The sequence below is a fragment of the Vibrio crassostreae genome (genome assembly GCF_041439375.1).
In the GTDB taxonomy this organism is placed as follows: domain Bacteria; phylum Pseudomonadota; class Gammaproteobacteria; order Enterobacterales; family Vibrionaceae; genus Vibrio; species Vibrio crassostreae_D.
In genome coordinates this window covers 69,652-86,753 of record NZ_JBGONY010000001.1, presented here as the reverse complement: position 1 = coordinate 86,753, position 17,102 = coordinate 69,652, and the positions used below count along the sequence as shown (strand labels likewise).

The window sequence follows — 17,102 nt, the reverse complement described above, 5'->3', positions numbered from 1 at the left end:
TCACTATATAAAGATGAGGAACGCAGTATGAAAGCATTGTTGGCAGCATCTCTATGTACGGTAGCGTTAGTCGGGTGTTCTAAATCCGCGGCGCCTGATGGTGCAGTCTCGGACGATCAATTCGTGACTTATCAATGTGAGTCTGACGCTTCATTTAAGGTCGCTTACCTTGGTAATGAAAAAGCGGTATTACGTTTGCCAGAGAATGAATATCGCCTAACTCAAATATCGGCAGGTTCAGGAACGAAGTACATCTTAGATGATGGAACCTCTGAACTGATCAATAGCGTCACTTTACGCACTAAAGGTGACAACGCGCGTCTAGAACTTGGTCGTGTCGTCTATAAAAATTGCCGAAAGTAAGTCATAGTTAACTTCTAGGATTTACAAACAGTTAAGTGAGGGGGTATGCCCTCACTTTTTCTTCTCTTCCCTTTAACGTTAGACTTTTTATGAGCAAAAAACTCACTATTCTCGATATTGCTAAGCTGTCCGGTGTTGGTAAGTCAACCGTATCTCGCGTTCTGACCAATGATCCAAAAGTGAAACCTGAAACCCGAGAAAGGGTGGAAAGAGTCATTCAAGAATCTGGGTACACGCCTTCAAAGTCTGCGCAGTCGATGCGTGGTGGCAGTCAAAAAGTCATCGGTGTCATCATTTCTCGTCTGGATTCCCCTTCTGAAAACAAAGCAGTTAGCACTATGTTGGCTGAGTTGTATCGAGCGGATTACGATGTCGTGATCATGGAAAGCCAGCTCGATAGAGAAAAAGCCAATGAGCACCTTCAGGTTCTCAAGCGCCGCAATGTAGACGGCATAATCGTGTTTGGTTTTACTGATTGCGATATTCCTGCGATTGAAGCTTGGGAACACAAAGCGGTGGTTATTGCTCTGGATACCGAGAACGTGACGTCGATTAACTATGATAACCAACAGGTGATCAATAGTGCGTTAACGCATTTAGCAGATCAGGGGATCTCTGAGGTTGGTTTCATTGGCGTTGATCCTAGTGACAAATCAACCGGTGAACTGCGTCTTAAGGCTTATCTCGAGTGGTGTGAAAATACAGGTTCAATTGCGAACTATCGTACTGGTCAACTTCATCACGAAAGCGCTTATCAGTTGGTGGATGAGGTGCTAACACCTAACACCCAAGCTATAGTCTGTGCTAGTGACACATTGGCTCTCGGTGTGATCAAACGTCTGCAAGAGCGACAACGTGAAGATGTGGTCGTCACCGGCGTTGGTGGTAATGATCTTCTCTCTTTCTTATTCCCACGAGTATTTAGCATTGATCCTGGTTACCAATCTGCAGGTAAACTGGCTGCTAATCTATTGATCTCTCAGCTTTTAGGCAATTCAGAGATCTCTCATCACACTCAATCTCCGATTCTATAATCCACTCAATTAAGCGAAATTGAACCGCTTAGATTAAAATTAGAGTGTGATCTCTTTCAATTAATGGGACTGTTCCCATTTTAATTTATCATTCATGTGGGCATTATAATAACCGTAATTGGGAATGTTCCCATAAATCTAAATCTGAGTGGTTATAGCTACATGGTTTAGATGAGTAATTGAATGAAACCAGGGTGGGGTAGTATGAGTAAGATAGCGAAGCAAGACGTTGCGCGTCTTATCGAGTTAGTCGGTGGCAAAGAGAATATTGCGAGTGTCAGCCATTGTCTAACTCGACTGCGTTTTGTATTGAACGATACCGAACAAGCGAACAAAGCAGAATTAGAGAAGCTTAAACTGGTAAAAGGCTGCTTTACTAACGCAGGTCAATTCCAAGTCGTGATTGGCACCGAGGTTGATGAGGTGTACGCACTTTTGATTGAGCAAACTGGTAAAGATGCATCATCAAAAGATGAGGCGAAGTTGGCTGCTCGTCAAAATATGAACTTCCTTGAGCGTGGTATATCCCATTTAGCCGAAATTTTCGTACCACTGCTGCCTGCCATCATTACTGGCGGTTTGATTCTTGGTTTCCGTAATGTGATTGGCGACATTCGCATGTTCGACGGCAAAACCCTAGTTGAAATCAGTCAATTCTGGGCAACGGTTCACTCTTTCTTATGGTTGATCGGCGAAGCTATTTTCTTCTTCCTTCCGGTTGGTGTGTGTTGGGCAACGGTTAAGAAGCTCGGCGGAACCCCTATTTTAGGCATCACGCTCGGTGTGACCTTGGTTTCCCCGCAATTGATGAACGCTTACATGATAGGTAAATCGGTACCTGAAGTGTGGGACTTTGGCTTGTTCGTGATTGAGAAAGTCGGTTATCAGGCACAGGTGATCCCTGCGATGCTAGCGGGTGTGGCTTTGGCGTTCATTGAGACCAACCTCAAGCGTATTGTTCCTTCTTACCTGTACCTTGTTGTCGTGCCGTTCGTATCGATTATTTTGTCTGTGATTCTAGCGCACGCTTTCATTGGCCCATTTGGCCGTATGTTAGGCGATGGCGTGGCATTCGCGGCTAAAGCGGCAATGACAGGTGACTTTGCGATTCTTGGTTCAGTAGTCTTTGGCTTCCTATACGCACCTTTGGTGATTACAGGTATTCACCACACAACCAATGCCGTCGACCTACAACTGATGCAAGACTTAGGCGGCACACCAATCTGGCCTTTGATTGCGCTATCAAATATTGCACAAGCTTCAGCGGTTGTTGGCATCATCATCTTAAGCAAACGCGAAGGCGAACGAGATATCTCGGTTCCAGCTGCAATCTCTGCTTACTTAGGTGTAACAGAGCCAGCGATGTACGGCATCAACCTTAAATACAAATTCCCAATGCTGAGCGCAATGATCGGCAGTGCCGCTGCGGCTGCTATCTGTGGTAGTGCAGGAGTGATGGCGAATGGTATCGGTGTTGGTGGCTTGCCAGGCATCTTATCGATTCAACCGCAATATTGGTCTGTTTACTTAATTGCGATGCTGGTGGCGATTGTACTACCCGTCACGTTAACACTGTTCTTCTATAAACGAGCACAGATGAAAGGCGAGCTAGAAACCGCCAACGCGTAATGCATTTAATAAGCGATGACTCCAAGGTGAGCCATCGCTTTTTCTCTTAGTTATAGCTTTTTCTTTTAGTTATAACGGCTATTCGACCATGATTCACATGGTGATTTTTATTTTATATTTTCTGGTAAGTGAGTGTTAGAGATGGCGATGACTGAGCATGATGAAAGTTGGTGGAAAACCGCAACCATCTATCAAATCTACCCAAAGAGCTTTTGTGACAGTGGCAGTAAAGGTACTGGCGATATCAAAGGGATCATTTCAAAACTGGATTATCTTAAACACTTGAGTGTGGATGCCATTTGGTTAACCCCAGTTTATGCATCCCCAATGATCGATAACGGCTACGATATTTCAGATTACTACGCGATTAACCCGCAATTCGGCACCATGGAAGATTTCGACCTATTGCTGGCTGAAGCGCACCAACGTGGTATTCGTATCGTGATGGATATCGTGGTAAACCACACCTCAACAGAACATGCGTGGTTTCAGTCAGCATTGGGTGATAAAAACAGCCCATACCGCGACTACTACATATGGAAAGATCCTGTAAACGGCCAAGCACCAACCAACTGGCAGTCTAAGTTCGGTGGTAATGCATGGGAAATGGATGAAGCGACGGGTCAGTATTTCCTACACCTATTCGCGAAAGAGCAAGCCGACCTTAACTGGGAGAACCCGGTTGTACGCGAAGAAGTGAAAGACGTCATTAGCTTCTGGGCTGAGAAGGGCGTTGATGGCTTTCGCTTGGATGTGATCAACCTGATTTCGAAACAGCAAGACTTCCCCAATGATGATATCGGTGATGGTCGTCGTTTTTACACTGATGGCCCACGAGTGCACGAATACCTGAAAGAGATCAGCGAAGCAGTATTCCAGAAGTACGGCAGCGTGACTGTAGGTGAGATGTCTTCAACTACGTTGGAGCATTGTCAGCAATACTCAAATGTTGATAACAGCGAGCTATCAATGGTGTTTAACTTCCACCACCTTAAGGTCGATTACACCAATGGTGAGAAGTGGACTAATGCGCCGTTTGATTTCTTACAGCTCAAGTCGATCTTCAATCATTGGCAAACAGGCTTGAACGGCAAAGGGTGGGGCGCATTGTTTTGGTGTAACCACGACCAACCGCGAGTGGTGAGCCGCTTAGGTGATGATCAGCAGTATCGTATTGAGTCGGCGAAGATGCTGGCTGCGTCTGTACACATGATGCAAGGCACGCCGTATATCTATCAAGGTGAAGAGATTGGCATGACCAACCCAGGTTACACAGAGATCAGCCAGTATCGTGATGTAGAGAGCACCAACATGTATGACATCATGGTTAACCGTGATGGTGTGGCTCATCAAGATATGATGGCGATTTTAGCGCAGAAGTCTCGTGATAACTCTCGTACACCAATGCAATGGAACACTGAGCCTTACGCAGGATTCTCACAAGCTAAGCCGTGGCTAGATGTTGCAAATAACTACACTGAGATCAACGCTGAGCAAGCGCTAGAAGATAAAGACTCTGTTTTTTACTTCTATAAGAGCTTGATTGAGTTACGTAAAGAAGTGCCAGCGATTACTCATGGTAGCTACAAAGATTTGTTGCCTGAGCACCCATCGGTATTTGCGTATTCTCGTGAGACTGATAGTCAGACTTTGTTGTGTATTAATAACTACTACGGTGAAGCGTGTCAGGTTGAGTTACCTAATGAATTTGAACTTGATAAAACGCAACTGTTATTGGGGAATTACTCTGATGAGCAGTCGCCAGTTTCTGCAAATACGGTAGCCTTACGACCGTATGAAACAAGAATTCTCTTGATAGAGCAATAATACTCGTTCCCCTATGCGAGTATAAGCTTTGAGCCTGAAATCTAAGTGTCAGGCTCAAAGCTTTCCTTCCTATTTTTCAATGGAAGGTTTTGGTTATTAGCCTTTATTGACCGTAAATGAATCGAGAACCCATGTCGTTTCGCTCAGTTGGGTGCCATTCTTTTCGTCCCAGTCCATCATTTTCACAACGCCAAAGTTTGGGTTAAACCATGTCTCGGTATTGCTTTGAAATTCAGCTGAATCATACCCATCACAAACAACGTTGTAAGTGTTTTCAACTTTAAGGTGCGCCGTTTCAATTTTCTTGTCTTGAACCGTTACCGTTGAGCGCTGCCCATTTTCGGAAACTTGTTGCTGCCAATGGAAGTCACATTGTGTGTCTGACGGCTCTAAATCGTCGATCTCGCCTTCGTAGAAATCATCAAGCAAGGCTTCTAGTTGGCCAGTAGTAACCTCAAACGAAAGCCCGACAGAACTACTGCTGTGACTAATATTGGGGCTTTTTTCTTTTACTGTACTGCCTGAAGATTTGAATACTGGGTTGGTCACCAAAAAGTCGACAGCCTCACCATTAGTCAATTCTATATTGGAATCAACTGAGTTAACAAAGCCATCATTGCCTTTGTAAAACAAGCCACTGTCCGTTTCACCTTGTACCGTCATATCCGCGGCGTAGAAGTCGTTGATGCCGCTGTTAACCATGCTCTCTAACGTTGTTTTTAGCTTCTCTAATTCAGCTACACCTTCAGTCTCATTAGAGATCGCTAACTTATCTAATTCCAACTGAATATTGGCCAACATCTGCTGTGAACTGATATCTCGGTATGCAAGATCCAGTGCTACGTTTTCTCCACCATCTTCAGAGGTCAGGTAAGACAACAATGTGATGCTTTGTGGTGCGAACTGAGAGTTGTTGATCGGGTAGTCGAACTGAGTTGCACCAGTTGAGCCTGATGAAGAAGAGCCGCCGCCACAGCCATAAAGAGCAAAGAGAGAAGTCGCAAGCAACGTCATGGATTTTTTCATGTTGAGCATTCCTAATATAGTTGGCCTTGAGCGGCCTGATGTTTTTAGGAATGCTATTGTTGGGGGAGTTAATAGGGCAATAAATGAAGATACTCAATTTTAGATTTTTCCAAGGCTGGAGACAGGTCGACTTCGACTCAGGTTTGGATAAGCGATTGAACAACTCTTCAGAAGGAACTACTCGTAATAACGCGACTAAGGATTCCATGTAGTTGAGGCGAAACTTATCCATGTCCCCTTACTTGTAAGCAATATGGGAAATCATCATATAGACCAGTGCGTTCTCAATGGTCGAATTGCCCGCCGTGTTGGTCAGAAATTCCTTCGCGGTTTGTAGGTCTCTTAACTTGAAGTGAATAATCCCAAGCCAGAGTTTTAGCTCGTCGGGAATCAACTTAAAACGCGTTTGTACCAGGCTAGTGAAGCTAATAAGGCGCTGGTGGTCAGTTTCAAACAGTGCCAGTTGTCGAGCAAGCAAGGTTGAAGTCATCACGTTGAGTGGAATGCTATCAAGTTTCAGCGTTTCCCCGTTTAGCAATCGGCTCAGCTCTTGATCACTGACAGACCATTCTGGTGATAGCGGAGCAGGCAAAGCGAAGTAGTTCGCTAGCTCTCTATTTATCTCCATCAAGTCTTCACTGAGGTTATCTATCGCTATTGAATAGACACCGCGGAAAGCAAGTTTCCCTGAACTTGGGTAAATAAGGCTGACTTTAGCCGCAAGACGTGTATCAACTTCCTGATCTTTCAATTGAATATTGAGCAGGTAGTCACTGGTGCGCATGTTTTTGGCACCCGGAAAGAAGGGCGTGCTGTCTATTGGGTCTACGAAGTAACTAGGTGCATCTTGATTCGCTAAGTCGGTATAAGCGTATTCAATTTGTTGTTGAAGTAGTAGCGCTTTAACGGCTTTGCGATACGTTCTCGCATTGTCTCCAATGGCATCGATACGGTTTAGCAGTAGCTCGACCTTAGGAATTAGCCTCTGTGTGCGTTCAAGCTCTGAGGCTTGGTTTGAAGAGTGCCAAAACATATAGCCTAAAGTCGCAGTGCTTATCAGCAGCACAACAGAGAGTGACAGTAACAAAAGATTAAACGGTGATGTCTTTTTACTCGCTTTAGGTTGCTCGGTGAACTCAAGAGGTTCGGGCTGTGCATTAGCCAAACTCACAGAGCTAGGGTTAAGGAAGTACCCTTTGCGTGGGTAAGTAACCAAGATCTTAGTCGCATCACTTTCTGGTAAGTACTTCTGCAGCACTGAGCGCAGTGTACTGATCCTGTTAGTAAGCACATTCTTCGAGATGAAGCTACTTTGCCAAACCGACTCGATGATCTGCTCAGCTGCGAGCGGCTCACCCACGCTAGTCAGAAACAGTTCGAGTAATTCAATAGAACGAGGTTCTAGATCGATGACCTGCTCGTTGCAACTTAAGACACGTGTCGCGGGGTTGAATTCTAAACCTTCAATAGAGATCGAGGTTTGAGTGTCTTTAGCACTAGAGAGGTAATCTTGCATAAGAAAAGAGAGGGTAGCTTATAAAAGCTAAATACTAGCTGTTTTCGTTATGAAAAACAGCTAGTAATTCATTGATTGGATAGCTGGCGCTAAGACGCGTAGTTCACTGAATAACGCGTAGGCTTGTGATTCATCGCTAATACGATGTTCAATACCGCAGTGCCCAATACAGAAACCGCAATCACCCAAGGCGATACGAAGAAGAATGATGCAAACAGAATACACGCATCAATAGCCATTTGGGTTTTGCCTACTGAGATACCGTAGCGATCCTGAATGAATAAGCACAAGACGTTGAATCCACCCAAGCTTGAGCGATGACGGAATAAGATCAGCATACCTAAGCCCATTAACAGCCCGCCTGCAACAGCGCAGTAAATCTCATTATGAACTTCTAACGAAATCACCAAGTATAAATGATCGGCAAACACAGACACTAAAGCTCCAGAAATCGCACTGCTAATAGCAAAGCTGCGGCCGAATCGTTTCCATGCTAATAAGTAGAATGGACAATTGGCAACAAAGTACAAAATACCAAAGGTTACAGGCAAGAATTGACTCAAAAGCAGAGCCAAGCCAGTAGTACCACCGGTAAGCAGGTTCGCTGACTGTAAAAAGAAGACGCCTAACGCCACTAAAAACGTGCCAGTGAGAATCGCTACCCAATCTTCTTTACGTGAGTGTTTTTCCATCGTTTTTATAATTACCTAACCAATAAAGGCGTGCATAGTAGAGAAAAACCTTAGCTTTCGGTAGCTTGAGGTGCAAAATTAAGGTAAACCTATGTAATCTGCGTTTTACAGGGTGTAAAGCGTAAAATTGACAGTAAGCGTCATCTTTGGTTGGATAAGCTTAATAACCATGATGAATCTTATATGTGATTATGAAAAAACTGCATGATAAAATTGCAATTAGCTCTTTATGACCTAGATCAAATTATGTAGAATGCGTCACATCAAAACGGTGACGGAAACGTTTGCTTTCGGTCGTTGTGTGGTTTTTTTGAAACTTTCAGTACAATCTGAGTCAGGAGATACAGATGCTTAAGCGTGACATGAACATTGCTGATTACGATGCGGACCTATTCGCAGCTATCCAAGAAGAAACTCTTCGTCAGGAAGAGCACATCGAACTTATCGCTTCAGAAAACTACACAAGCCCACGTGTAATGGAAGCTCAAGGTTCTCAACTTACAAACAAATACGCTGAAGGCTACCCAGGCAAGCGTTACTACGGTGGTTGTGAGTACGTAGATAAAGTTGAAACCCTAGCAATCGAACGTGCATGTGAACTGTTTGGCGCTCAATACGCAAACGTACAACCTCACTCAGGTTCTCAAGCAAACAACGCTGTATACATGGCACTGCTGAACGCTGGCGATACTGTTCTAGGGATGAGCCTTGCGCACGGTGGTCACCTAACTCACGGTTCTCCAGTAAACTTCTCTGGTAAGCTTTACAACATAATCCCTTACGGTATCGATGAAGCAGGTCAAATCGATTACGAAGAGATGGAAGCGCTAGCTATCGAGCACAAGCCTAAGATGATCATCGGTGGTTTCTCAGCTTACTCTCAAGTTTGTGATTGGAAGCGCATGCGTGAAATTGCTGACAAAGTAGGTGCTTACTTCTTCGTAGATATGGCTCACGTTGCCGGTCTAATCGCTGCAGGCGTTTACCCGAACCCAGTTCCACACGCTCACGTTGTAACAACGACAACACACAAGACGCTTGCTGGTCCTCGTGGTGGTCTTATCCTTTCTAACGAAGGCGAAGATCTTTACAAGAAGCTAAACTCAGCAGTATTCCCAGGCGGCCAAGGTGGTCCTCTAATGCACGTTATCGCTGGTAAAGCAGTAGCGTTCAAAGAAGCTCTAGAGCCAGAATTCAAAGAATACCAAGCTCGCGTAGTGGCTAACGCAAAAGCAATGGTTGCTGAATTCCTTGCACGCGGTTACAACATCGTTTCAGGTTCTACAGAGAACCACCTGTTCCTAGTTGACCTAATCGACAAAGACATCACAGGTAAAGAAGCAGATGCAGCACTAGGTGCAGCGAACATCACAGTGAACAAGAACTCTGTACCAAACGATCCACGTAGCCCGTTCGTTACTTCAGGTATCCGTATCGGTTCTCCTTCTATCACTCGTCGCGGTTTCTCAGAAGCAGACGCGAAAGAGCTAGCAGGTTGGATGTGTGACATTCTTGATAACATGGGCGATGAGTCTGTTATCGAAGCGACAAAAGCAAAAGTATTAGAAATCTGTAAGCGTCTACCTGTTTACGCTTAATTTTTTCTTCGTAGTAATTTGAACTTCGTTGTCGAGCATGCTCACTTACATCCGTAAGCTCCGCGTGCTCTCCTAGAATTTCAAACAACTACTTTGAAAAACACTTTTAAAGGGGCTCATTGAGTCCCTTTTTTATTGGTATAGAAATGCTTAGAGAGTGAACGAATTTCTGTGTCGCACATACTCATTTGCTAGCGCAAACTCCGTGTGAGCTCCTTGAACTTCGTTCATCTACTTTGAAAAAGAGTTTAAAGGTCCCTTTTGGGGCCTTTTTTGTATCTGTGGGTATGGAGTTGGGTTATCTGAGAATACAGAAAGGCTGATACTAAAAAGGGCTGATGCTTGCACATCAACCCTTTGTTGTTTGCTGGTCTCAATTTTACTTTTTGATGCTCAGTAAAGTGCCTGACTTACACTTGAACGAGTAGTAGCTGCGGCTTTCATTGAATTTGCCTAAGCCTTCGCCATCGCAGTAGTCGATGTTGATATCACGCATTACTTCTAGCGTATCTTCGCTGTTCAAAGCGAATTTAGAACCATCAGAACAGACGATACGAATTCGCTCATCATGGCTTACTGAGTAGATATCGACTTCGGTATTACACAGTTCAAAAGAGGCTTCACGAAAGTTATCTTGCTGAGTATTTGAAGAGCACCCTGCGGTGAGTGCGGCTGTGATAACGGCTAATAGTCCGAGTCTTTTCATTGTTAGTCCTTCGATATCATCCAACTTAGTGATGAGTTTTATATGCTGTTCTGGGTAGCCTATACAACAACACGCTTTGGTTCAAGGATCGCAGGTTGACTCTAGGATATAAAAGTATAGGCGCAAACAGATAATTTATAATAGGTTTATTGATCTTTGGCCTATTATGCACCCTTCTTCCGGCCAAAAAATAAAAAGACCAACACTAAGGTTGGCCTCTCAAAATCAAGCTTGTTCTAAATGACTATCTAAACTGTTTGGCTTCTGGAAGGAACTCAAAGCCAGCAGACGCAAGTTTCGCGATTAATGCTGCTTTGTCGATCTCGTAGAAGTTGACCACTCGATCCAAATCACCGCCGAAGTCATCACGCAGTTTCATGTTGACGATGCTCATCAGCATCACAGGATCCATTTTTTCAAAGTTAGCGAGGTTCATATTAGTCCTCGAAATCTGAAATCAGTAAGTTAGCTGCGGCAAATGCTGCACGCTCACGCGCTTCTTTAGGAAGAGATTCATCTTCAGCAAGGTCATTCAATGTTTTTACCGCGCAGGTGATCGCTTTAGGGATATAGCCTTGGTCGCCACTGCCAATTTGAGAATACAGTTCACGCACCAAATCACAACAATCGTATACTTTCATTTCTATACCTAACCAAATGATAACTGATCTCAATATACACATAGAGATAAGCAAAAACAAAGTGGATCTGATTAAGTTCAGAGTTAGTTTGTTCTTGCTCAATATCTGACTTGGTTAGTTCGCTGCTTAGGCTTCTCTTTACTGATTTGTTTGGTATTTAACGATTAGCCAGAGACTTGTTGTTCAAGTTGATAGGTGACTTCATCAGCAAGGTTGAGTTGCTTGGCGAGCTCTTTTAGGTACGCCTTTTCCATGAAGTTCTGTTCGTCGGCCACAATTAAAGAGGCTAAGTAGATCTCACTCGCCTGTTGAGGTGACGTTGCCAGTTGAGCGATTTCGCTTGGGTCGAGTGGCTTGTGCAGTTCTTCAGATACCAATTTAGTCAGTTGATAATCAGCGCCCATATTCTCGACGGCTTGTTCTATCTTAGCCATCTCTTCTTCATCAACATGGCCATCAGCTTTAGACGCGGCTATCATCGATCGTAGAATCAGAACACTGTGGTTTGCATCATTTTCATCAAACTGAGCCTGTTCGACATTGGGAGTCTGCCCTTGTTTAGATTGGTAGTCGTTATAGACTTTATAAGCCAAAGCGCCCAGTGCTGCTGCGCCGCCAATCCCTGCCGCTTTCTTACCCATTTTCTTGGTCTTTTTAGAGCCCATTAACGCCCCTAATAGTCCACCACCAACAGCGCCAGCACCGAAGGCACTGCTACTCTTGCCATTACTGCCTTGAGATAGGTTGCTTAAACTCGAAGATCCTTGGGAAAACTTCTGAGTACCTTGTTTAACGAGATCTGACTTAAGTGCTTGGTTAAGTAAGCTTTTGATATCCATCGATACCTCCAATGGTGAGCATGTCTAAAAATTTGATGACACCAATATACGGACTGTTAGATGAACAGAGGATTAACTGACATTTCTTTACGTTAGGTGATTAATAGCAGGAACAAAAAAGGCTACCTAATGGCAGCCTTTCAATGTTTATCTAGTCAGTAATCGGATTACTAAGCTAGTTGAGCTTTAAGGTGCTCGATAACCGTGTCCATTGCGATAGCTTCTTTATCACCAGTACGACGGTTTTTGTATTCGAAGTTACCTTCGTCCATGCTGCGATCACCGATAACGATAGTGTGAGGAATACCCACTAGCTCGATATCTTTAAACATAACACCAGGACGCTCTTTACGGTCATCGAATAGAACTTCGATACCCATAGCTGTTAATTCAGCGTATAGCTTCTCAGCTGCTTCTTTAACGCGCTCAGATTTGTGCATGTTCATCGGTACGATAGCAACTTGAAACGGCGCTAGTGCGTCTGGCCAAGTGATACCGAATTTATCGTGGTTTTGCTCGATAGCCGATGCAACAACACGTGAAACACCGATACCGTAACAACCCATTTCTAGGATTACGCTCTTACCATCAGGACCAAGCACGTTACAGTTCATTGCTTTAGAGTAAGTATTACCTAGTTGGAAGATGTGACCAACTTCGATACCACGCTTAAGTTGGATAGTACCTTGACCACATGGGCTAAGGTCGCCTTCAACTACGTTACGTAGGTCTTCAACCTGAGCAAGCTCTACGTCACGACCCCAGTTAATACCGAAGTAGTGCTTACCGTCTACGTTTGCACCAGCGCCAAAGTCGCTCATTACAGCAACAGAGCGGTCAACGATGAATGGCAGCTCTAGGCCAACAGGGCCAAGTGAACCAGGACCTGCACCAATAAGAGCACGGATTTCTTCTTCAGAAGCCATCTCTAGTGGAGAAGCAACCTGTGGAAGGTTTTCTGCTTTCACTTCGTTAAGCTCGTGGTCACCACGGATGACTAGAGCAATGATATCTGCTTCTACTTCATCAGATGCTTTAACGAATAGAGTCTTAACTGTCTTCTCGATTGCTAGACCGTGTTGCTCTACCAATTCTGCGATAGTTTTCGCGTTTGGTGTATCAACCAGTTTCATCTCTTGAGTTGGTGCTGCAGCATCTTCAGTAGGAGCGAGTGCTTCTGCTTTTTCGATGTTTGCTGCGTAATCTGACTCAGTTGAGAATGCGATTAGGTCTTCGCCGCTTTCAGCAAGAACGTGGAACTCTTGAGAGCCGCTGCCGCCGATTGCGCCAGAGTCAGCTAATACTGGACGGTATTCAAGGCCCATGCGGTCGAATGCTTTACAGTAAGCATCGTGCATCGCTTGGTAAGACTTTTCTAAGCCTTCTTTGTCGATATCAAAGCTGTACGCATCCATCATAGAGAATTCACGTGCACGCATTACGCCAAAGCGAGGGCGGCGCTCATCACGGAATTTAGTCTGGATTTGGTACAGGTTTAGAGGTAGCTGTTTGTAAGAGCTGATCTCGTTACGTACTAGGCTCGTTACTACTTCTTCAGCTGTTGGGCTGAGAACGAACGGACGAGAGTGACGGTCTGTGAAACGAAGTAGCTCAGGGCCCATCTTTTCAGAACGGCCAGTCTCTTCCCAAAGCTCAAACGGTTGAACTACGGGCATCAAGATTTCAACGGCACCTGCATTATCGATCTCTTGGCGAACGATATTTTCGACTTTACGCAGTACACGTAGACCAGTAGGTAGCCAAGTATATAAACCTGAAGCTAGCTTACGGATCATACCTGCACGTAGCATCAGCTGGTGGCTGATAACTTCTGCGTCGTTTGGAGTCTCTTTCAAAGTAGAAAGAAGGTAGTTACTGGTACGCATTCTATGGTATCCGTTTCATCATTGATAAAAGAAAACTTGCTGTGGTTAGTGACTACAGCAAATCTGATATAGCCGCATATAATATCAGCCTATTTGAGATCTCAAAAGCGCTCAATGTCAGTTACATTGATGAAAAGCGTTTCAACAACGAATTTCACGTTAAGATCGAACAAATTTACCGCATATTCCTTGTTGTCTGGTTTGCCTTTCTTATAGGCCGGACGTGGATCTTGGCCAAGCACTTCTTTGATCACCTGAATGATATGACGGGCTTGTGGATGGTTTGCTAGTTTACTTTGTGCTTGCTGAGAAAAGCTAACTTCTAGCACCTCTGGCTCTTCGGCGGCAAACCCTCCGAATGCATCTGGAATCGAATCCGAGTAGGGAATATAAGGTTTGATGTCGATGATCGGTGTGCCGTCTACTAAGTCGACGCTGCCGAGATCCAACCAAGTTTGCCCTTTCTCTTGAGACACACCTTTGAGTTCAACCGCAGAGATGCCAATTCCATTGGGTCTGAATGTGGCACGAGACGCGAATACACCAATACGTTCATTGCCGCCAAGGCGAGGTGGCCTCACGGTTGGTTTCCATCCTGCTTCAAGGTTCTTATCGAACAAAAATAACAACCACACATGGCTAAATTGTTCAATATCACGAACAGACTCAAGGCAGTTCGCTGCTTCAACTAGCCTAACTCTTGAGGTCGAAGTGGGTACTAACCTAGGCTGTCTTGGCACAGCGAACTTCTCTTTATAAGGAGACTCAATAAAGCCAACAGGTTTAATGGTGTACATAGCAAGGTGTTCCCTGGTTTCAGTTAAGACGGAAAAATATCACAAAATCGCTTGTTTTTCTTTTGATAATAATTATCATTTGGTATGTTATAACGTATCAATTTAAACATTTAGGGAAATACAATGAAACCGAATATCCACCCTGACTACCGCACAGTGGTGTTCCACGACACCAGTGTCGATGAGTACTTCTTGATTGGCTCAACGTTGAAAACAGAACGTACTATCGAATGGGAAGATGGCAATACTTACCCTTATTTCACGATTGAAGTATCGTCAAAGTCGCACCCTTTCTATACCGGTAAACAGAGAGTGCTACATAAAGAGGGACGTGTTGCGAACTTCACTCGTCGTTTTGGTCAATTAGGTAAGGGAGCGAAATAAATGAAAGTCGTGAAATCACTGAAAAGTGCAAAGAACCGTCACCCGGATTGTCAGATAGTAAAACGCCGAGGCCGTCACTATGTTATCTGTAAAACTAATCCGAGATTCAAAGCGGTTCAGAAATAAGCCGTCAATTTGATGTGACACGTGTGTAAAAAACGAGGGGGAAGTCAAACTTCATTCATTTGACTGCTTTTCTTTTCCCTCAAGAGGAACCGGATTAAAGATAGAGTGTTTATTTAGCGTACGATGTGTTTTATTTTTAAGTGAATCAATAGGTTATATCGTTAGATATATTTGTAGTGAATGCGTGATTGTGAATTATAAATCTAGATTTTGTATTTAATGTAGATTTATTTGCTAGTTAATTGTTCAAATAGAGTTAAAAACCACCATTTGTTACACATTTTGTAACATTTTGAATTTCTAATTGATAATTTTGTCGCGTACCCTTCGCTGGCAATTTGAACATTTTTGTCACAATTGCATAGGAATCACTACAAGGAGGGAACTGATGAGTTCATCAGCTTCAATAAAAAACAACTCGCCAAAGAAACCTATTTTTACCCGTTTTCTCGATGGTGTTGAATATTTGGGGAACCTATTACCCCACCCAATCACTCTTTTCGCAATCTTCTGTGTCGCTATTCTAGTTACTTCAGGTATCGCTGGATATTTTGAAGTGTCTGTTATGGACCCTCGCCCAGAAGGTGCTCCAGGTCGTTCTGCTGACGGAATGATCTATGTTGTAAGCTTACTGAATGCTGAAGGCTTACAACTCATCGTAACTAATCTAGTTAAAAACTTTGTTGGCTTTGCGCCATTAGGTACCGTGCTGGTTGCAATGCTAGGTGTAGCAATTGCTGAGCACTCAGGTCTATTATCTGCTGCGATGCGTGGCATGGTAATGGGCGCATCTAAGCGCATGGTTACGGTAACTGTAGTTTTTGCCGGTATCATCTCTAACACGGCTTCAGAGCTGGGTTATGTAGTACTTATCCCGCTTGCAGCAATGCTTTTCCACTCTTTGGGTCGTCACCCATTAGCGGGTCTAGCGGCAGCATTTGCTGGTGTATCTGGTGGTTACTCTGCAAACCTTCTGATCGGTACGGTTGACCCACTGCTTTCTGGTATCACAGAAACAGCAGCACAAATGATTGACCCGACTTACAGCGTTGGTCCTGAATCAAACTGGTACTTCATGTTTGTTTCTACTTTCTTCATCGCTATTACAGGTGCATTTGTAACTGAGAAGATTGTTGAGCCAAAACTGGGTAAATACAACGACGAAGAAGCGTCTGAAGATTTATCAAATGATTCAATGGGCAAGCTAACAGACGTTGAGAAGAAAGGCCTTAAGCTTGCGGGTATCGCAGTGCTAGCGGTTTCAGCGCTTCTTGCTTGGACGATTGTTCCAGCTGATGGTGTTCTACGTTCAGCCGCAGGTACGGTTTCAGGTTCTCCATTCCTGAAAAGTATCGTAGCGTTCATCTTCGTATTCTTCGCGGTTCCTGGTTTTGTTTACGGTAAAGTTACCGGCACAATGAAAACAGACCGTGATGTGATCGAGGCAATGTCTAAGTCGATGTCTTCAATGGGCATGTACATCGTACTTGTGTTCTTTGCTGCTCAGTTTGTCGCTTTCTTCAAGTGGACTAACTTTGGTCAAGTATTCGCAGTTGCAGGTGCTACTTTCCTACAAGATATCGGCCTAACGGGTCCAATGTTGTTCTTCGCATTCATCCTAATGTGTGGCTTCATTAACCTGATGATCGGTTCAGCTTCTGCTCAGTGGGCAGTAACAGCGCCTATCTTCGTTCCAATGCTAATGCTAGTAGGTTACGCTCCTGAAACGATTCAAGCGGCTTACCGTATCGGTGATTCAACAACCAACATCATTACTCCAATGATGAGCTACTTCGGTCTTATCCTTGCGGTAGCGACGCGTTACATGAAGAACCTAGGTATCGGTACTCTGATTGCAACTATGCTTCCATACTCAATCGTGTTCTTGGTTGGTTGGAGCTTAATGTTCTACGTTTGGGTATTCGTCTTTGGCCTACCAGTAGGTCCGGGCGCTGCAACGTACTACACGCCTTAGTCTTGAGTACTATATTTGTTTATAGACGGTTCGTTCTTATAGACAGTTCTCTATTAGAGAACA

Annotated in this window: 16 protein-coding genes and 1 pseudogene; 8 read left to right on the top strand and 9 right to left on the bottom strand. The window is 44.2% G+C overall.

Features of this window, described 5'->3' with window-relative positions; translation table 11 throughout:
• Positions 1-27 precede the first annotated feature (27 nt).
• The 4 genes from ACED45_RS00425 to treC all read left to right on the top strand — a co-directional run bounded on the left by ACED45_RS00425 (position 28) and on the right by treC (position 4,853).
• Positions 28-363 (top strand): MliC family protein, encoded by a 336-nt coding sequence (locus tag ACED45_RS00425; protein ID WP_102576340.1) that lies wholly within the window; start codon positions 28-30, stop codon positions 361-363.
• Between the two features lie 89 nt (positions 364-452).
• Positions 453-1,397 (top strand): trehalose operon repressor TreR, encoded by a 945-nt coding sequence (gene treR / locus ACED45_RS00420; RefSeq protein WP_371713100.1) that lies wholly within the window; start codon positions 453-455, stop codon positions 1,395-1,397.
• A 204-nt stretch (positions 1,398-1,601) separates the two neighbouring features.
• Complete coding sequence (treB, locus tag ACED45_RS00415; protein ID WP_022570656.1) at positions 1,602-3,026, top strand: PTS trehalose transporter subunit IIBC; 1,425 nt, start codon at positions 1,602-1,604, stop codon at positions 3,024-3,026.
• A gap of 141 nt (positions 3,027-3,167) precedes the next feature.
• The gene (gene treC, locus ACED45_RS00410; protein WP_371713099.1) at positions 3,168-4,853 is read left to right on the top strand and encodes an alpha,alpha-phosphotrehalase; all 1,686 of its coding nucleotides are present in this window, start codon (positions 3,168-3,170) and stop codon (positions 4,851-4,853) included.
• 96 nt (positions 4,854-4,949) lie between these two features.
• On the opposite strand, the gene ACED45_RS00405 is transcribed toward treC, so the two are convergent.
• The 3 genes and pseudogenes from ACED45_RS00405 to ACED45_RS00395 form a co-directional block, all read right to left on the bottom strand.
• A complete protein-coding gene (locus ACED45_RS00405; protein WP_371713098.1) occupies positions 4,950-5,879 on the bottom strand; it encodes a hypothetical protein in 930 nt (309 codons plus the stop codon).
• Between the two features lie 88 nt (positions 5,880-5,967).
• Positions 5,968-7,395, bottom strand: a pseudogene (locus tag ACED45_RS00400) (winged helix-turn-helix domain-containing protein); the annotation flags it as partial.
• 89 nt (positions 7,396-7,484) lie between these two features.
• A complete protein-coding gene (locus ACED45_RS00395; protein ID WP_048661205.1) occupies positions 7,485-8,087 on the bottom strand; it encodes a YitT family protein in 603 nt (200 codons plus the stop codon).
• A gap of 347 nt (positions 8,088-8,434) precedes the next feature.
• Here ACED45_RS00395 and glyA point away from each other — a divergent pair, with 347 nt between their 5' ends.
• On the top strand, positions 8,435-9,685 hold the full coding sequence (gene glyA / locus ACED45_RS00390; protein WP_371713097.1) for a serine hydroxymethyltransferase: 1,251 nt from the start codon (positions 8,435-8,437) through the stop codon (positions 9,683-9,685).
• 379 nt (positions 9,686-10,064) lie between these two features.
• Here the strand turns inward: glyA and ACED45_RS00385 are convergent, their stop codons facing one another.
• The 6 genes from ACED45_RS00385 to tsaA form a co-directional block, all read right to left on the bottom strand.
• Positions 10,065-10,391, bottom strand: a complete 327-nt coding sequence (locus ACED45_RS00385) for a hypothetical protein (RefSeq protein WP_060982543.1) — start codon at positions 10,389-10,391, stop codon at positions 10,065-10,067.
• Positions 10,392-10,635: 244 nt separating this feature from the next.
• Positions 10,636-10,827 (bottom strand): DUF4250 domain-containing protein, encoded by a 192-nt coding sequence (locus ACED45_RS00380; RefSeq protein ID WP_010436438.1) that lies wholly within the window; start codon positions 10,825-10,827, stop codon positions 10,636-10,638.
• 1 nt (position 10,828) lies between these two features.
• Positions 10,829-11,032 (bottom strand): YaeP family protein, encoded by a 204-nt coding sequence (locus tag ACED45_RS00375; RefSeq protein ID WP_371713096.1) that lies wholly within the window; start codon positions 11,030-11,032, stop codon positions 10,829-10,831.
• 164 nt (positions 11,033-11,196) lie between these two features.
• A complete protein-coding gene (locus tag ACED45_RS00370; protein ID WP_371713095.1) occupies positions 11,197-11,871 on the bottom strand; it encodes a tellurite resistance TerB family protein in 675 nt (224 codons plus the stop codon).
• Between the two features lie 170 nt (positions 11,872-12,041).
• A complete protein-coding gene (locus ACED45_RS00365; RefSeq protein WP_371713094.1) occupies positions 12,042-13,757 on the bottom strand; it encodes a proline--tRNA ligase in 1,716 nt (571 codons plus the stop codon).
• Between the two features lie 101 nt (positions 13,758-13,858).
• Positions 13,859-14,554, bottom strand: coding sequence for a tRNA (N6-threonylcarbamoyladenosine(37)-N6)-methyltransferase TrmO (gene tsaA / locus ACED45_RS00360; RefSeq protein ID WP_371713093.1), 696 nt, complete (start codon positions 14,552-14,554; stop codon positions 13,859-13,861).
• Between the two features lie 123 nt (positions 14,555-14,677).
• Between tsaA and ACED45_RS00355 the strand changes: the two genes are divergently transcribed.
• The 3 genes from ACED45_RS00355 to ACED45_RS00345 all read left to right on the top strand — a co-directional run bounded on the left by ACED45_RS00355 (position 14,678) and on the right by ACED45_RS00345 (position 17,039).
• Positions 14,678-14,938 (top strand): type B 50S ribosomal protein L31, encoded by a 261-nt coding sequence (locus ACED45_RS00355; RefSeq protein ID WP_146492086.1) that lies wholly within the window; start codon positions 14,678-14,680, stop codon positions 14,936-14,938.
• Positions 14,939-15,064: a type B 50S ribosomal protein L36 gene (gene ykgO / locus ACED45_RS00350; protein ID WP_123301017.1), complete on the top strand. Its 126-nt coding sequence runs from the start codon at positions 14,939-14,941 to the stop codon at positions 15,062-15,064.
• A gap of 388 nt (positions 15,065-15,452) precedes the next feature.
• Positions 15,453-17,039: an AbgT family transporter gene (locus tag ACED45_RS00345; RefSeq protein WP_146492087.1), complete on the top strand. Its 1,587-nt coding sequence runs from the start codon at positions 15,453-15,455 to the stop codon at positions 17,037-17,039.
• The last annotated feature ends 63 nt before the right edge of the window (positions 17,040-17,102 follow it).